The organism is Enterobacter sp. 302C9, from assembly GCF_034106085.1.
Lineage (GTDB): Bacteria > Pseudomonadota > Gammaproteobacteria > Enterobacterales > Enterobacteriaceae > Enterobacter > Enterobacter asburiae_B.
The window spans coordinates 647038-663063 of the sequence record NZ_JAWNBW010000001.1; the positions used below are offsets into that span (position 1 = coordinate 647038).

At 57.1% G+C, this 16026-nt stretch carries 13 protein-coding genes; 11 read left to right on the forward strand and 2 right to left on the reverse strand.

All coding sequences use genetic code 11. From position 1 onward, the window contains the following. Positions 1 to 26: 26 nt before the first annotated feature. From UR289_RS03065 to UR289_RS03080, 4 genes are all read left to right on the forward strand, one after another. Complete coding sequence (locus UR289_RS03065) at positions 27 to 1256, forward strand: winged helix-turn-helix domain-containing protein (protein ID WP_320709138.1); 1230 nt, start codon at positions 27 to 29, stop codon at positions 1254 to 1256. Positions 1257 to 1301: 45 nt separating this feature from the next. After that, the gene (gene ycaR / locus UR289_RS03070) at positions 1302 to 1484 is read left to right on the forward strand and encodes a protein YcaR (protein ID WP_006174474.1); all 183 of its coding nucleotides are present in this window, start codon (positions 1302 to 1304) and stop codon (positions 1482 to 1484) included. After that, the gene (kdsB, locus tag UR289_RS03075; RefSeq protein WP_023311001.1) at positions 1481 to 2227 is read left to right on the forward strand and encodes a 3-deoxy-manno-octulosonate cytidylyltransferase; all 747 of its coding nucleotides are present in this window, start codon (positions 1481 to 1483) and stop codon (positions 2225 to 2227) included. Before ycaR ends, kdsB begins: the two co-directional genes overlap by 4 nt. Before the next feature lie 142 nt (positions 2228 to 2369). Beyond that, entirely contained in the window at positions 2370 to 3263 is an 894-nt protein-coding gene (locus UR289_RS03080) for a YcbJ family phosphotransferase (RefSeq protein ID WP_047651301.1), read from the forward strand. Here the strand turns inward: UR289_RS03080 and elyC are convergent. Further along, positions 3240 to 4019, reverse strand: a complete 780-nt coding sequence (gene elyC, locus UR289_RS03085) for an envelope biogenesis factor ElyC (protein WP_320709139.1) — start codon at positions 4017 to 4019, stop codon at positions 3240 to 3242. The two genes, UR289_RS03080 and elyC, sit on opposite strands and share 24 nt — an antisense overlap. A 124-nt stretch (positions 4020 to 4143) precedes the next feature. Between elyC and cmoM the strand changes: the two genes are divergently transcribed. The 7 genes from cmoM to UR289_RS03120 all read left to right on the forward strand — a co-directional run bounded on the left by cmoM (position 4144) and on the right by UR289_RS03120 (position 14781). Beyond that, on the forward strand, positions 4144 to 4923 hold the full coding sequence (gene cmoM, locus UR289_RS03090) for a tRNA uridine 5-oxyacetic acid(34) methyltransferase CmoM (RefSeq protein ID WP_023311004.1): 780 nt from the start codon (positions 4144 to 4146) through the stop codon (positions 4921 to 4923). Between the two features lie 3 nt (positions 4924 to 4926). Beyond that, positions 4927 to 6249, forward strand: coding sequence for a chromosome partition protein MukF (gene mukF, locus UR289_RS03095; protein ID WP_033145101.1), 1323 nt, complete (start codon positions 4927 to 4929; stop codon positions 6247 to 6249). After that, positions 6230 to 6934 (forward strand): chromosome partition protein MukE, encoded by a 705-nt coding sequence (gene mukE, locus UR289_RS03100; protein ID WP_008499954.1) that lies wholly within the window; start codon positions 6230 to 6232, stop codon positions 6932 to 6934. Before mukF ends, mukE begins: the two co-directional genes overlap by 20 nt. After that, positions 6934 to 11385 carry a chromosome partition protein MukB gene (gene mukB, locus UR289_RS03105; RefSeq protein WP_320709140.1) on the forward strand — a complete coding sequence of 1484 codons (4452 nt, stop codon included), beginning with the start codon at positions 6934 to 6936 and terminating at the stop codon, positions 11383 to 11385. Before mukE ends, mukB begins: the two co-directional genes overlap by 1 nt. A 178-nt stretch (positions 11386 to 11563) precedes the next feature. After that, positions 11564 to 13387, forward strand: a complete 1824-nt coding sequence (ldtD, locus tag UR289_RS03110; RefSeq protein WP_320709141.1) for a L,D-transpeptidase — start codon at positions 11564 to 11566, stop codon at positions 13385 to 13387. A gap of 174 nt (positions 13388 to 13561) precedes the next feature. Continuing rightward, a complete protein-coding gene (locus UR289_RS03115) occupies positions 13562 to 14113 on the forward strand; it encodes a YcbK family protein (RefSeq protein ID WP_033145104.1) in 552 nt (183 codons plus the stop codon). A 20-nt stretch (positions 14114 to 14133) separates the two neighbouring features. Further along, a complete protein-coding gene (locus UR289_RS03120) occupies positions 14134 to 14781 on the forward strand; it encodes an MBL fold metallo-hydrolase (RefSeq protein WP_033145105.1) in 648 nt (215 codons plus the stop codon). Between the two features lie 48 nt (positions 14782 to 14829). On the opposite strand, the gene aspC is transcribed toward UR289_RS03120, so the two are convergent. Further along, positions 14830 to 16020, reverse strand: a complete 1191-nt coding sequence (aspC, locus tag UR289_RS03125; RefSeq protein ID WP_033145106.1) for an aspartate transaminase — start codon at positions 16018 to 16020, stop codon at positions 14830 to 14832. Between the last annotated feature and the right edge of the window lie 6 nt (positions 16021 to 16026).

Genomic DNA, 16026 nt, shown 5'->3' on the forward strand with positions numbered 1-16026 from the left:
TGGCGCTTTGACTGACAGGATAACGCATGTCTTTACCGCAACTCTCGCTTTCAGCCGCACGTCATTTACACCTTGCCGCGCAGGGGCTGCTTAAAAAGCCCCGCCGCCGCGCGCAGCCTGCCGATATTCTCTCTACCGTCCAGCGCATGTCGCTGCTTCAAATTGACACCATTAACATTGTGGCTCGTAGCCCTTACCTGGTCCTGTTTAGCCGTCTGGGAAATTATCCTTCGCAGTGGCTGGATGAGGCGCTCAGCAAGGGGGAGTTAATGGAGTACTGGGCGCACGAAGCCTGCTTCCTGCCCCGCAGCGATTTTGCCCTGGTTCGCCACCGTATGCTTGCCCCTCAAAAGATGGGCTGGAAATACCGTCAGGCGTGGATGCTGGAACATGCTGCCGAAATTGAGCAGCTTATCGCGCATATTCAGGAAAACGGTCCCGTACGCTCCGCCGATTTTGAACACCCGCGCAAAGGCACCAGCGGCTGGTGGGAGTGGAAGCCGCATAAACGTCATCTCGAAGGGCTGTTTACCTCTGGCAAAGTCATGGTGATTGAGCGGCGTAATTTTCAGCGCGTCTACGACCTGACGCATCGCGTGATGCCGCACTGGGACGACGAGCGTGACCTGCTTACCCAGGAGGCGGCCGAGGCTATCATGCTCGAAAACAGCGCCCGCAGCCTGGGAATTTTCCGCCCGCAATGGCTGGCTGATTATTATCGCCTTCGCCAGCCCGCGCTGAAACCGCTGCTGGACATCTGGCAACGCGAACAGCGCGTCATCCCCGTCACGGTGGAAACGCTGGGCGAAATGTGGCTGCATGCGGATCTCCTCCCGCTACTTCCTCTGGCCCTGGAGGGGAAACTTCAGGCAACCCACAGTGCGGTGTTGTCGCCTTTCGACCCGGTCGTCTGGGACAGAAAACGCGCCGAGCAGCTGTTCGATTTTAGCTACCGGCTGGAATGTTATACCCCAGCGCCAAAGCGCCAGTATGGTTACTTTGTTCTCCCGCTGCTGCATAAGGGGCAACTGGTCGGGCGTATGGACGCCAAAATGCACCGCAAGACCGGCACGCTTGAAATTATTGCGCTTTATCTGGAAGAGGGCGTCAGGGTGACGGCGAGCCTGGAAAAAGGGTTAACGTTCGCCATTAGCGAATTCGCGCGCTGGCAGGGTGCCCGCGACGTGACGCTGGGCCGGGTGCCCGACGGACTGTTTACATCCTGTCGAAGTGGCTGGGAAACAGGCACTCCCTGAAAAGGGAATGTGTTAAGCTTTAGCGATTACCCATACGGAGGAACTATGGATCACCGTTTACTTGAAATTATTGCCTGCCCGGTATGCAACGGCAAACTCTACTACAGCCAGGACAAACAGGAGCTGATTTGCAAGCTGGACAGCCTGGCTTTCCCGCTGCGTGACGGCATTCCGGTGCTGCTGGAAAATGAAGCTCGTTCCCTGGTGGCAGAAGAGAGCAAACCATGAGTTTTGTTGTCATTATTCCTGCGCGTTATGCCTCAACGCGTCTTCCGGGTAAACCGCTGGTGGATATCAACGGCAAGCCGATGATTGTGCATGTCCTTGAGCGTGCGCGTGAATCCGGTGCCGATCGCGTGATTGTTGCTACCGATCATCCTGACGTCGCCCGTGCGGTTGAGGCGGCTGGCGGTGAGGTGTGCATGACCCGCGCCGATCACCAGTCCGGCACCGAGCGTCTGGCGGAAGTGGTTGAGAAATGTGGCTTCAGTGATGATACGGTCATCGTTAACGTTCAGGGTGACGAGCCGATGATCCCGGCGGTGATTATCCGTCAGGTGGCAGAAAACCTGGCTCAGCGTCAGGTCGGTATGGCGACGCTCGCGGTGCCCATTCACCACGCTGAAGAGGCATTCAATCCCAATGCGGTGAAGGTGGTCATGGATGCCGAAGGCTATGCGCTCTATTTCTCACGCGCCACGATCCCGTGGGATCGCGATCGCTTTGCGCTCTCTAAAGAGACAATCGGTGATACTTTCCTGCGTCATATCGGGATCTACGGCTATCGCGCCGGTTTTATTCGTCGATATGTTACCTGGGCGCCGAGTCCGCTGGAGCATATCGAAATGCTGGAGCAGCTTCGCGTGCTCTGGTACGGCGAAAAAATTCACGTTGCCGTTGCCAGCGAAGTGCCTGGAACGGGCGTTGATACGCCGGAAGATCTTGAGCGCGTTCGCGCCGAGTTGCGCTAATACCGCCTGCATCCCTCCTGTCGGAGGGATGTTCTCTCCCTCGATAATTCCTCTTTCTTTTTCCTAATTGTTCTCTTCCGGGTGACATCTCCCTTCAGGACGCTCATTATAAAAGCAGTAGTCTTAATGGGGGTAATCTCATATGGAACAGCTGCGTGCCGAACTTAGCCATCTGCTGGGTGAGAAATTAAGCCGGGTCGAATGCGTGAGTGAAAAGGCCGATACCGCGCTTTGGTCGTTGTATGACAGTCAGGGCAACCCAATGCCGCTGATGGCCAGAAGTTTCACCTCGCCGGGCGTTGCCAGGCAGCTGGCATGGAAAATGTCGATGCTGGCGCGGGAGGGAACCGTCCGTATGCCGACGGTGTACGGCGTGATGACCCACGAGGAACACCCCGGCCCGGACGTGCTGCTGATTGAGCGTTTACGCGGCGTGCCCGTTGAAGCGCCCGCGCGCACGCCGGAACGCTGGGAGCAGTTAAAAGACCAGATTGTCGAGGCGCTACTGGCCTGGCACCGTCAGGATAGCCGCGGGCTTGTCGGTCCGGTCGACAGCACTCAGGAAAACCTGTGGCCGCTGTGGTATCGCCAGCGGGTGGAAGTGCTGTGGGGAACGCTTAACCAGTTCAGCAATACCGGTTTAACCATGCAGGACAAACGTATTCTGTTTCGCACCCGCGAGTGCTTACCGGCGCTATTCGACGGTTTTAATGACAACTGCGTGCTAATTCACGGTAATTTCACCCTGCGCAGCATGCTCAAGGACTCCCGCAGCGATCAGCTTCTGGCGATGCTTGGGCCGGGGATCATGCTCTGGGCTCCGCGCGAATACGAGCTGTTCAGGCTCAGCGACAGCGGGGCGGCGGAAGGTTTACTGTGGCACTACCTTCAACGCGCGCCCGTTGCAGAAGCGTTTCTCTGGCGGCGCTGGCTTTACCTGCTCTGGGACGAAGTCGCGCAGTTGGTCAACACCGGACGTTTTAATCGCGCAAATTTCGATCTGGCAACAAAATCACTCTTGCCCTGGCTCGCCTGACGATCCTTTCAGCCACTGCCAGAGGCGTCCGAGCATCTCATAACCGACGCGATCGCTATGCATCAGCCAGGCCGGGGATGGGATCGCCCGTTCCCACGGGTTGAGCGGCGCGTCGATGGCCATCTGGTTTGCCGGTGCGGGAAGCGGGTGCAGGCCTTGCTTCTGGAAGAAAATCATCGCGCGCGGCAGGTGTGAGGCGGAGGTCACCAGTAAGAACGGGACATCGCCAATTGCCTGCTTCACTGCGGCAGCCTCTTCTTCGGTGTCTTTTGGGCTGTCCAGGGTGATAATCGAGGAACGCGGCACGCCGAGTGATTCTGCGACCCTGGCGCCCGCTTCAGCCGTACTCACCGGGTTCGTTTTGGCTGCCGCGCCGGTGAAGATCATTTTTGATCCCGGATTCGCCAGCCAGAGGCGAATGCCTTCGTTTAGCCGTGGCAGGCTGTTGTTGATCAGGTTTGAACTGGGCGCCCAGTCAGGATCCCAGGTATATCCGCCGCCCAGCACCACGATGTACGCCACTTTCTGATTTCCCTGCCATGTCGGGTACGTGTTTTCTATGGGGCGTAACAGACCATCCGCGACCGGTTGCAGGCTCAACAGCAGCAGGACAAACCAGCCGAGCGTGATAAGCGTTTTGCCACTCTTCTGAAAGCGACTGAACCACACCAGCGCCAGCCCCAGCGCGATGGTGATGAGCAGCAGCGGAAGGGGAAGCATCATCCCTCCAATGTATTTCTTAAGGGTAAAAAGCATCCTTTTTGGTTCCTTTTTTAACCATATAGCAGGTGATTACCCGTGATATTACACCAGAGAGGTTCATTCTCCGCGCGGGTGTGACAAAATAGCGGTTTTGCAGTTAGCGAGTGGAACTCTCCCAATGCGGGATCGCAATTTTGATGACATCGCGGAAAAGTTTTCGCGCAACATTTATGGCACCACGAAAGGTCAGCTCCGTCAGACGATCCTCTGGCAGGATCTGGACACCATTCTGGCCACCTTTGGTGGGCAAACGTTGCGCGTGCTGGACGCCGGTGGCGGTGAAGGGCAGACGGCGATAAAAATGGCCGAGCGCGGTCATCACGTCACGCTTTGCGATCTTTCTGCTGAAATGGTCGCCCGCGCGACGCGTGCTGCAGAAGAGAAAGGTGTGAGCGACAACATGCATTTTATACAATGCGCCGCTCAGGACATCGCACAGCATTTGGAAACACAGGTTGATCTGATATTGTTTCATGCGGTGCTGGAGTGGGTTGCCGATCCGCAAAGCGTGTTACAAACCCTGTGGTCTATGTTGCGCCCGGGCGGCACGCTGTCGCTGATGTTCTACAATGCTAACGGCTTCCTGATGCACAACATGGTTGCAGGAAACTTCGACTATGTGCAGGTCGGGATGCCCAAAAAGAAAAAGCGCACGCTTTCCCCGGACTATCCGCGCGATCCACAGCAGGTTTATGGCTGGCTGGAAGCGATTGGCTGGCAGATCGTCGGGAAGACGGGCGTCAGGGTGTTTCATGATTATCTGCGTGAAAAACACAAACAGCGTGACTGTTTTGACACCTTAACAGAATTAGAAACGCGGTATTGCCGTCAGGAGCCTTTTATCAGCCTTGGCCGCTATATTCACGTCACCGCGCACAAGCCGCAGATGCAAGGATAACCTATGAGTGAATTTTCCCAGACAGTCCCCGAACTGGTTGCCTGGGCCAGGAAAAACGATTTCTCCATCTCGCTGCCGGTAGACAGACTCTCTTTCCTGCTGGCGGTTGCTACGCTGAACGGCGAACGGCTGGACGGTGAAATGAGCGAGGGTGAACTGGTGGATGCGTTCCGCCATGTCAGTGATGCGTTTGAGCAAACCAGCGAAACCATTAGCGTGCGTGCCAACAACGCAATCAACGATATGGTGCGTCAACGTCTGCTGAACCGCTTTACCAGCGAGCAGGCGGAAGGAAACGCCATCTATCGCCTGACGCCGCTGGGCATCGGCATCACCGATTACTATATTCGCCAGCGTGAATTTTCTACGCTGCGTCTTTCCATGCAGCTCTCGATCGTGGCGGGTGAGCTTAAGCGCGCCGCCGACGCGGCGGATGAAAACGGTGACGAATTCCACTGGCACCGTAACGTCTACGCGCCGCTGAAATATTCGGTGGCCGAGATTTTCGACAGTATCGATCTCACCCAGCGCCTGATGGACGAACAGCAGCAGCAGGTGAAAGACGATATCGCCCAGCTGCTGAATAAAGACTGGCGAGCGGCCATCTCCAGCTGTGAACTTCTGCTGTCAGAAACCTCCGGCACGCTGCGTGAGCTCCAGGATACGCTGGAAGCCGCAGGGGACAAGCTGCAGGCCAACCTGCTGCGCATCCAGGATGCGACGCTGGCACACGACGATCTGCATTTTGTCGACCGCCTGGTGTTCGATCTGCAGAGCAAACTCGATCGCATTATCAGCTGGGGCCAGCAGTCGATCGACCTGTGGATCGGCTATGACCGACATGTGCATAAATTTATCCGTACCGCGATTGATATGGATAAAAACCGCGTCTTTGCTCAGCGTCTGCGACAGTCGGTGCAGACCTATTTCGATGCGCCGTGGGCGCTGACCTACGCCAATGCCGATCGTCTGCTGGATATGCGCGACGAAGAGATGGCGCTGCGCGATGAAGAGGTGACCGGTGAACTGCCGCCGGATCTGGAATACGAAGAATTTAACGAAATTCGCGAGCAGCTTGCGGCGATGATCGAAGAACAGCTCGCTGTCTATAAAACCAGACAAGTGCCGCTGGATCTTGGGCTCGTGGTGCGCGACTATCTGGCGCAATATCCACGCGCGCGCCACTTCGACATTGCCCGCATTGTGGTAGACCAGGCGGTGCGCCTGGGCGTTGCGCAAGCAGATTTCACCGGACTGCCGCCGAAGTGGCAGCCAATCAACGATTACGGAGCCAAGGTACAGGCGCATGTCATTGACAAATATTGAACAAGTGATGCCAGTTAAGCTGGCACAGGCGCTGGCGAATCCGTTATTTCCGGCGCTGGACAGCCAGCTGCGTGCCGGTCGTCACATTGGATTAGACGAGCTGGATAATCACGCCTTTTTGATGGACTTCCAGGAGTACCTGGAAGAGTTTTACGCACGCTATAACGTGGAGCTTATCCGCGCGCCGGAAGGTTTTTTCTACCTGCGCCCGCGCTCCACAACGCTTATTCCGCGTTCCGTGCTCTCCGAGCTGGATATGATGGTCGGCAAAATTCTTTGCTACCTCTACCTCAGCCCGGAACGTCTGGCGAATGAAGGGATCTTCACCCAGCAGGAACTTTACGACGAGCTGTTGACGCTGGCAGATGAGAGCAAGCTGCTGAAGCTGGTGAACAACCGCTCCACGGGGTCGGATCTTGACCGTCAGAAATTACAGGAAAAAGTTCGCTCTTCCCTGAACCGTCTGCGCCGTCTGGGGATGGTCTGGTTTATGGGCCACGACAGCAGCAAATTCCGCATTACGGAATCTGTCTTCCGCTTCGGCGCCGACGTGCGCGCGGGCGATGACGCGCGTGAAGCGCAGCTCCGCATGATCCGCGACGGTGAAGCGATGCCGGTGGAAAACCATTTGCAGCTCAATGACGAGCATGAAGAGAATCTGCCGGATAGCGGGGAGGAAGAGTAATGATTGAACGCGGTAAATTTCGCTCACTGACGCTGATTAACTGGAACGGCTTCTTTGCCCGAACGTTCGATCTGGATGAGCTGGTCACGACGCTCTCCGGCGGTAACGGTGCGGGTAAATCCACCACCATGGCGGCCTTTGTTACGGCGCTGATCCCCGATCTGACGCTGCTTCACTTCCGTAACACCACCGAAGCGGGAGCCACAAGCGGCTCCCGTGATAAAGGTCTGCACGGTAAGCTGAAGGCCGGTGTCTGTTATTCGGTTCTGGACGTCATTAACTCCCGTCATCAGCGCGTTGTGGTGGGCGTGCGCCTGCAGCAGGTCGCCGGTCGCGACCGTAAAGTGGATATCAAGCCGTTTGCGATCCAGGGGCTGCCGACCTCCGTGCAGCCGACGGCGCTGCTGACGGAAACCCTGAACGAACGCCAGGCGCGCGTGCTGACGCTGCAGGAGCTGAAGGACAAGCTTGAAGCCATCGAAGGCGTGCAGTTCAAGCAGTTCAACTCGATTACCGACTACCACTCGCTGATGTTCGATCTGGGCGTGGTGGCGCGTCGTCTGCGCACGGCATCAGACCGTAGCAAATACTACCGCCTGATCGAAGCGTCTCTGTACGGCGGTATCTCCAGCGCGATTACCCGCTCCCTGCGCGACTACCTGCTGCCGGAAAACAGCGGCGTGCGTAAGGCCTTCCAGGATATGGAAGCGGCGCTGCGCGAAAACCGCATGACGCTGGAAGCGATTCGCGTTACCCAGTCTGACCGCGACCTGTTTAAACACCTGATCAGCGAAGCCACCAACTACGTGGCGGCAGACTACATGCGCCACGCCAACGAGCGCCGGGTGCATCTCGATCAGGCATTAGAATACCGCCGCGAGCTGTTTACCTCCCGTAAACAGCTTGTGGCCGAGCAGTACAAGCACATTGAAATGGCGCGCGAGCTGGGCGAGCACAACGGTGCTGAAGGCGACCTGGAAGCCGACTATCAGGCCGCCAGCGATCACCTGAACCTGGTGCAGACCGCGCTGCGTCAGCAGGAAAAAATCGAGCGCTATGAAGCGGACCTCGATGAGCTGCAGATTCGTCTCGAAGAGCAAAATGAAGTGGTGGCTGAAGCCGCCGACATGCAGGAAGAGAACGAAGCCCGCGCCGAAGCGGCCGAGCTGGAAGTGGATGAGCTGAAAAGCCAGCTTGCCGATTACCAGCAGGCACTTGACGTGCAGCAAACGCGAGCGATTCAGTACACCCAGGCACTGCAGGCATTACAGCGTGCAAAAGAGCTGTGCCATCTGCCTGACCTGACGCCGGACAGCGCCGACGAGTGGCTGGATACCTTCCAGGCCAAAGAGCAGGAAGCCACCGAGAAACTGCTCTCCCTTGAACAGAAAATGAGCGTCGCGCAAACGGCGCACAGCCAGTTTGAGCAGGCTTATCAGCTGGTAGTCGCGATTAACGGCCCGCTGGCGCGTAACGAAGCCTGGGACGTTGCCCGTGAACTGCTGCGCGACGGTGTGAACCAGCGCCATCTGGCCGAGCAGGTTCAGCCGCTGCGTATGCGTCTGAACGAGCTGGAGCAGCGCCTGCGCGAGCAGCAGGAAGCCGAGCGTCTGCTGGCGGAATTCTGTAAGCGTCAGGGAAAAAATTACGATTTCGACGAGCTTGAGGCCCTGCATCAGGAGCTGGAAGCGCGTATTGCGGCCCTGTCCGATACCGTATCAAACGCCAGCGAACAGCGTATGACCCTGCGTCAGGAGCTGGAGCAGATTCAGTCCCGTTCGAAGACGCTCCTGGAGCGTGCGCCGGTCTGGCTGGCGGCTCAAAGCAGCCTGAACCAGCTCAGCGAGCAGTGCGGCGAGCAGTTCGAATCCAGTCAGGAAGTGACCGAATACCTGCAGCAGCTGCTGGAGCGCGAACGTGAAGCCATCGTTGAGCGTGATGAAGTGGGCGCCCGCAAGCGCGACGTCGATGAGGAAATTGAGCGCTTAAGCCAGCCGGGCGGGTCAGAAGATCCGCGCCTGAATGCATTAGCCGAGCGTTTTGGCGGCGTGCTGCTGTCCGAGATTTATGACGACGTTGGCCTGGACGATGCCCCGTACTTCTCCGCGCTGTACGGTCCATCCCGCAACGCGATTGTGGTCCCGGATCTGTCGCTGATTTCTGAGCAGCTTGCCGGCCTGGAAGATTGCCCGGAAGATCTCTACCTGATCGAAGGGGATCCGCAGTCGTTCGATGACAGCGTATTCAGCGTCGACGAGCTGGAAAAAGCGGTGGTGGTGAAAATTGCCGACCGCCAGTGGCGTTATTCCCGCTTCCCGGAGCTGCCGCTGTTTGGCCGCGCCGCGCGCGAAAGCCGCATCGAGAGCCTGCACGCCGAGCGTGAAACGCTGTCTGAACGTTTTGCGACCCTGTCGTTTGACGTGCAGAAAACCCAGCGTTTGCACCAGTCGTTCAGCCGTTTTATCGGCAGCCATCTCGCCGTAGCGTTTGACGCGGATCCGGAAGCCGAAATCCGCAAGCTCAATACCCGCCGTGGCGAGCTGGAACGTGCGATTGCCAGCCATGAAAGCGATAACCACCAGAGTCGCGTTCAGTTTGAACAGGCGAAAGATGGCGTCGCTGCCCTTAACCGCATTCTGCCGCGCCTGAATCTGCTGGCGGATGACACGCTGGCTGACCGTGTGGATGAGATCCAGGAGCGTCTGGATGAAGCGCAGGAAGCCGCGCGTTTCGTTCAGCAGCACGGCAATCAGCTGGCGAAGCTGGAGCCCGTCGTGTCTGTCCTGCAGAGCGACCCGGAGCAGTTCGAGCAGTTAAAAGAAGATTATGCCTGGTCGCAGCAGGTGCAGCGCGAAGCGCGTCAGCAGGCGTTTGCCCTGACGGAAGTGGTGCAGCGTCGGGCTCACTTTGGCTACTCCGATTCGGCTGAAATGCTGAGCGGTAACAGCGATCTGAACGAAAAACTGCGTCAGCGCCTTGAGCAGGCGGAGGCGGAACGTACTCGCGCCCGCGAAGCAATGCGCAGCCATTCCGCTCAGCTGAACCAGTACAACCAGGTGCTGGCCTCGCTGAAAAGCTCCTTCGACACCAAGAAAGAGCTGTTAAACGATCTGCAGAAAGAGCTTCAGGACATCGGCGTTCGTGCCGACAGCGGGGCAGAAGAACGCGCGCGTATTCGTCGTGACGAGCTGCATTCGCAGCTCAGCAATAACCGTGCGCGTCGTAATCAGCTGGAAAAAGCGCTGACCTTCTGCGAAGCCGAAATGGATAACCTGACCCGTCGCCTGCGCAAGCTGGAACGCGACTATCACGAAATGCGCGAGCAGGTCGTGACCGCCAAGGCGGGCTGGTGCGCGGTGATGCGCATGGTGAAAGACAATAACGTTGAGCGTCGTCTGCACCGCCGCGAGCTGGCGTATCTCTCTGCCGATGAGCTGCGCTCCATGTCGGATAAGGCGTTGGGTGCGCTGCGTCTGGCGGTGGCGGATAACGAACACCTGCGCGACGTGCTGCGCATGTCGGAGGATCCGAAACGTCCGGAACGTAAAATCCAGTTCTTCGTGGCGGTTTACCAGCACCTGCGCGAGCGTATTCGTCAGGACATCATCCGTACCGACGATCCGGTTGAAGCCATCGAACAGATGGAAATCGAGCTGGGCCGCCTGACGGAGGAGCTGACCTCCCGCGAGCAGAAGCTGGCGATCAGCTCCCGCAGCGTGGCGAACATTATTCGTAAAACCATTCAGCGCGAGCAGAACCGTATCCGCCAGCTGAACCAGGGCCTGCAGAGCGTGTCGTTTGGCCAGGTGAACAGCGTGCGCCTCAACGTCAACGTGCGTGAGGCCCACGCGACGCTGCTGGAAGTGCTCTCTGAGCAGCATGAGCAGCATCAGGATCTGTTCAACAGCAACCGTCTGACCTTCTCCGAAGCGCTGGCGAAGCTGTATCAGCGCCTGAACCCGCAGATTGATATGGGCCAGCGTACGCCACAAACCATCGGTGAAGAGCTGCTGGACTACCGTAACTACCTGGAAATGGAAGTTGAGGTAAACCGTGGCTCAGATGGCTGGCTGCGTGCGGAATCCGGGGCGCTCTCTACCGGTGAAGCGATCGGTACCGGGATGTCAATTCTGGTGATGGTCGTACAGAGCTGGGAAGATGAAGCGCGCCGCCTGCGCGGCAAAGATATCTCGCCATGCCGACTGCTGTTCCTGGATGAGGCGGCGCGACTTGATGCCCGCTCGATTGCCACGCTGTTCGAGCTTTGCGAACGTCTCGATATGCAGCTCATTATCGCGGCGCCGGAGAACATCAGCCCCGAGAAGGGCACCACCTACAAACTGGTGCGTAAGGTGTTCCAGAACAGCGAACACGTTCACGTTGTGGGGCTGCGCGGCTTTGCGCCGCAGCCGCCGGAGTCGTTGCCGGAAACCACGGCGGACGCTTCCTGAAGCGTCTTCTGACCCGAAGCGGCGCACTGGCGCCGCTTTTTTTTTAAACTTAACTTGTGCTTGGGGCTGCGTTATCTTTAAACTTCTTTACATAAGGTAAGGCAACAGCTTAGCCGTCTACCTATAATGAAAGAAAGCCCCAGCGTGATGGGCATGTCGTGAAAACAGGGGGCAAGGGATGTTGCTAAAGAAAGAATGTGGTCGTCAGCTGTCTGCGCTGAGTTTATGCCTGGCAGTGATGTTTGCTCCGCTGTTAACCGCCCAGGCCGACGAGCCTGAAATTGTGCCGACTGACAGCTCGGCAACGACAGGCGCGCAGCCAACGTCGTTGTCCCAGCCGCTGGAACAGTCTCCGGCAACGGCGATCATGGCCGGAATTAAACCGCTGCCGGAAGGCATCGACGCGGAATCGCTCAGTCAGCAGCTGCAGTCGGAGCTGCCGTCAGGCTACACGCCTGTCTATATCAACCAGCTCACGCTCCTCTATGCTGCCCGCGATATGAAACCGATGTGGGAAAATCGCGATGCCGTGCGCGCCTTCCAGCAGCAGCTGGCAGAGGTTGCGATTGCAGGGTTTCAGCCGCAGTTTACAAAGTGGGTTGAGCTGTTAACCGATCCTGCCGTCACCGGGCAGGCGCGGGACGTGGTGCTTTCCGATGCCATGATGGGCTACCTGCAGTTCGTGGCGGGTATTCCGGTCAATGGCAACCGCTGGCTGTACAGCGATAAGCCGTACAAGCTGGCGACGCCGGCGCTGTCGGTGATTAACCAGTGGCAGCTAGCGCTGGATAACGGCGAACTGCCGCGCTTTATTGCCAGCCTGGCACCAGCGCATCCACACTATGCCACTCTGCACCAGTCGCTCCTCACGCTGGTGGGGGACACGCGTCCATGGCCGCAGATGCGCGGCACCGCGACGCTGCGTCCGGGGCAGTGGAGCAGCGATGTGCCTGCCCTGCGCGAGATCCTTACGCGTTCCGGTCTTCTTGACGGCGGGCCAAAGATTGTTCTCCCGGGTGACGATCCACAAAGCGTCGCCGTCAGCCCGTCAGCGCCTGTGAAAGAGAAGAAAGCCGTTGTTCTGAGCAACAAACCCGCGGCTTACGATCGCGAGCTGGTTGCGGCCGTTAAACAGTTTCAGACCGCTCAGGGGCTGGGGGCCGATGGCGTCATTGGCCAGACGACGCGCGACTGGCTGAACGTATCGCCTGCGCAGCGGGCAGGGGTGCTGGCGCTCAATATCCAGCGTTTGCGTTTGCTGCCGGGAACGCTTTCTACCGGAATTATGGTTAACATCCCGGCGTATTCCCTGGTCTATTACCAGAACGGCAGCGAAGTGCTGGCGTCGCGCGTGATTGTCGGGCGTCCGGATCGTAAAACACCGATGATGAGCAGCGCGCTGAATAACGTGGTGGTTAACCCGCCGTGGAACGTGCCGCCGACGCTGGCGCGTAAAGACATTCTGCCGAAGGTCTGGAACGATCCGGGTTATCTGGAGCGTCATGGCTACACGGTGATGCGTGGATGGAACAGTAAAGAGGCCATCGATCCTTATATGGTCGACTGGTCGACCATCACAGCGTCGAATCTGCCGTTCCGCTTCCAGCAGGCTCCCGGAGCGCATAACTCTTTAGGGCGCTACAAATTCAACATGCCGAGTTCAGAAGCTATTTATCTGCACGATACGCCGAACCACAATCTGTTCCAGAAAGATACGCGCGCGCTGAGTTCTGGCTGCGTGCGCGTGAACAAAGCCTCGGAGCTGGCCAATATGCTGTTGCAGGATGCGGGCTGGAACGACACGCGTATCTCGGATGCCCTGAAGCAGGGGGATACGCGTTACGTGAATATTCGCCACAATATTCCGGTCAATCTTTACTATCTGACGGCATTTGTGGGTGAGGACGGGCGTACCCAGTATCGTACAGATATTTACAATTATGATCTCACCGCGCGATCCGGCGCACAAATTTTGCCAAAAGCGGAACAATTAATCAGGTAAATGAAGCAGTTCGGGAAAAATGATTGTCGTAAGTTAGGGTGAATAGGGGGCAATATCGCTGTAAGCCGCGTATTCACTGGGGTTGGGCGCCTTGACGTACCTGGTTTTGCCAGTTAAGGTGCCCTTCGTGCGCTAAGCATATTACGATTTCTTTTACCTGTAGACCTGATTATCATGGACAAATTTGACGCTAATCGCCGCAAACTGCTGGCGTTAGGTGGTGTTGCGCTTGGCGCAGCGGCCATCCTGCCGACGCCAGCATTTGCCACCCTCTCGACACCTCGTCCGCGAGTTTTAACGCTCAACAACCTGCATACCGGTGAGTCGCTAAAAGCGGAGTTTTTCGATGGCAGAGGCTATATTCAGGATGAATTAGCAAGACTTAACCATTTTTTCCGTGATTTCCGCGCGAATAAAATAAAAGCCATCGATCCAGGACTGTTTGATCAGATTTTCCGCCTTCAGGGCCTGCTGGGCACCAGCAGGCCGGTGCAGCTCATTTCTGGCTATCGTTCGATTGATACCAATAATGAACTGCGCGCCCACAGTCGCGGGGTAGCCAAAAAAAGCTATCACACGAAGGGACAGGCAATGGATTTCCATATTGAAGGCGTTTCGTTAGCCAATATTCGCAAAGCCGCGTTATCTATGCGCGCAGGTGGTGTAGGATATTACCCCAGCAGCAACTTTGTGCATATTGATACCGGTCCGGTTCGGCACTGGTAATAACGAAACACAGGAGCAGTATGAACTATCGTATTATTCCGGTTACCGCGTTCTCCCAGAATTGTTCATTGATCTGGTGCGAACAGACTAAACTGGCCGCGCTTGTCGATCCCGGCGGTGACGCTGAGAAAATCAAGCAGGAAGTCGCCGACAGCGGCGTGACGCTCATGCAGATTTTACTGACGCACGGTCACCTCGACCATGTGGGTGCAGCGGCTGAACTCGCTAAACACTACGGTGTGCCGATCGTCGGTCCGGAAAAAGAAGATGAGTTCTGGCTGCAGGGGTTACCCGCCCAAAGCCGCATGTTTGGCCTTGATGAGTGTCAGCCCCTGACGCCCGATCGCTGGCTGAACGAAGGAGAGCGCGTTAACGTAGGGAATGTGACTTTACAGGTGTTGCATTGTCCTGGGCATACGCCAGGCCATATCGTCTTCTTTGATGACCAGTCCCGTCTGCTGATTTCCGGCGATGTGATCTTCAAAGGTGGCGTAGGACGCAGCGATTTTCCACGCGGCGATCACGGGCAGCTGATTCAGTCGATTAAACAAAAGTTATTGCCGCTGGGTGATGACGTTACGTTTATCCCTGGACACGGTCCGATGTCGACGCTGGGCTACGAACGGCTCCATAATCCGTTCCTTCAGGATGAGATGCCTGTCTGGTAACCAGAATAAAAAAAGCCTGCATAATGCAGGCTTTTTTATGGGCACAAATTACAGTACGGCGACAATCGCTTCGCACAGTGGCGCCATGTTGTCAGGCGTCATGCCTGCAACGTTCACGCGGCCTGAGGCCACGGCGTACACGCCAAACTCTTCACGCAGACGCAGAACCTGCTCTTTGGTCAGGCCGCTGAACGAGAACATGCCGTTCTGTTTGATAATAAAGCTGAAGTCGCGGTCCGCGCCTTTCTCAGCCAGTGTGTTCACAAACAGCAGGCGCATGCGCTGAATACGTTGACGCATATCGTTCAGCTCTTGTTCCCAGATAGCGCGCAGCGCATCGTTGCTCAGGATAGTGGCAACAACAGACGCACCGTGTGCCGGTGGGTTAGAGTAGTTAGCGCGGATAACCGATTTCATCTGGCTGAACGCACGATCGACGGTCTCTTCGTTAGCGGCAACCAGCGTACAGGCACCCACGCGCTCATTGTACAGACCGAAGTTCTTGGAATACGAGCTTGCGACAATCAGCTCCTGGTGAACGGCTGCGAACGCGCGCAGGCCTTCGGCATCTTCTTCCAGACCACGGGCAAAGCCCTGGTAGGCAAAGTCAAACAGCGGCAGCCAGCCTTTTTCAACGGACAGCTTCGCCAGGTGTTGCCACTGCTCAAGCGTCGGATCGATACCGGTTGGGTTGTGGCAGCAGCCGTGGAACAGAACCACGTCACCTGCCTGCGCTTCGCTCAGGCTCGCCAGCAGGCCGTCAAAGTCGAGAGAGTGGTTTGCCGCGTCGTAGTATGCATATTCACGCACTTCCAGACCCGCAGAGTTAAACACGCTCTTGTGGTTCGGCCAACTTGGGTTGCTCACCCATACGCGCTTAACAGAGGTGTTTTTCGCAAGGAAATCCGCCGCTACGCGTAGCGCACCGGTACCGCCTGGGGTCTGTGCTGTACGGGCACGTTTGTCACTCACAATTGCGCTGCCTTTACCGAACAGCAGCTCCTGGGTGCAGCGACCAAACTCAGGGATACCATCAATACCGAGGTAGTTTTTGGTGGTTTCGTTTTCCAGCAGATACTGCTCAGCTTTCTTAACGCTGGTCAGTACCGGAGTTTTGCCGGTTTCATCTTTATATACACCAATACCCAGGTTGATTTTGCCAGGGCGGTCGTCGGCACGAAACAGATCGGCCAGGCCCAGAATAGGGTCGGCAGGAGCGGCGGTAATGTTCTCAAACATGACGAA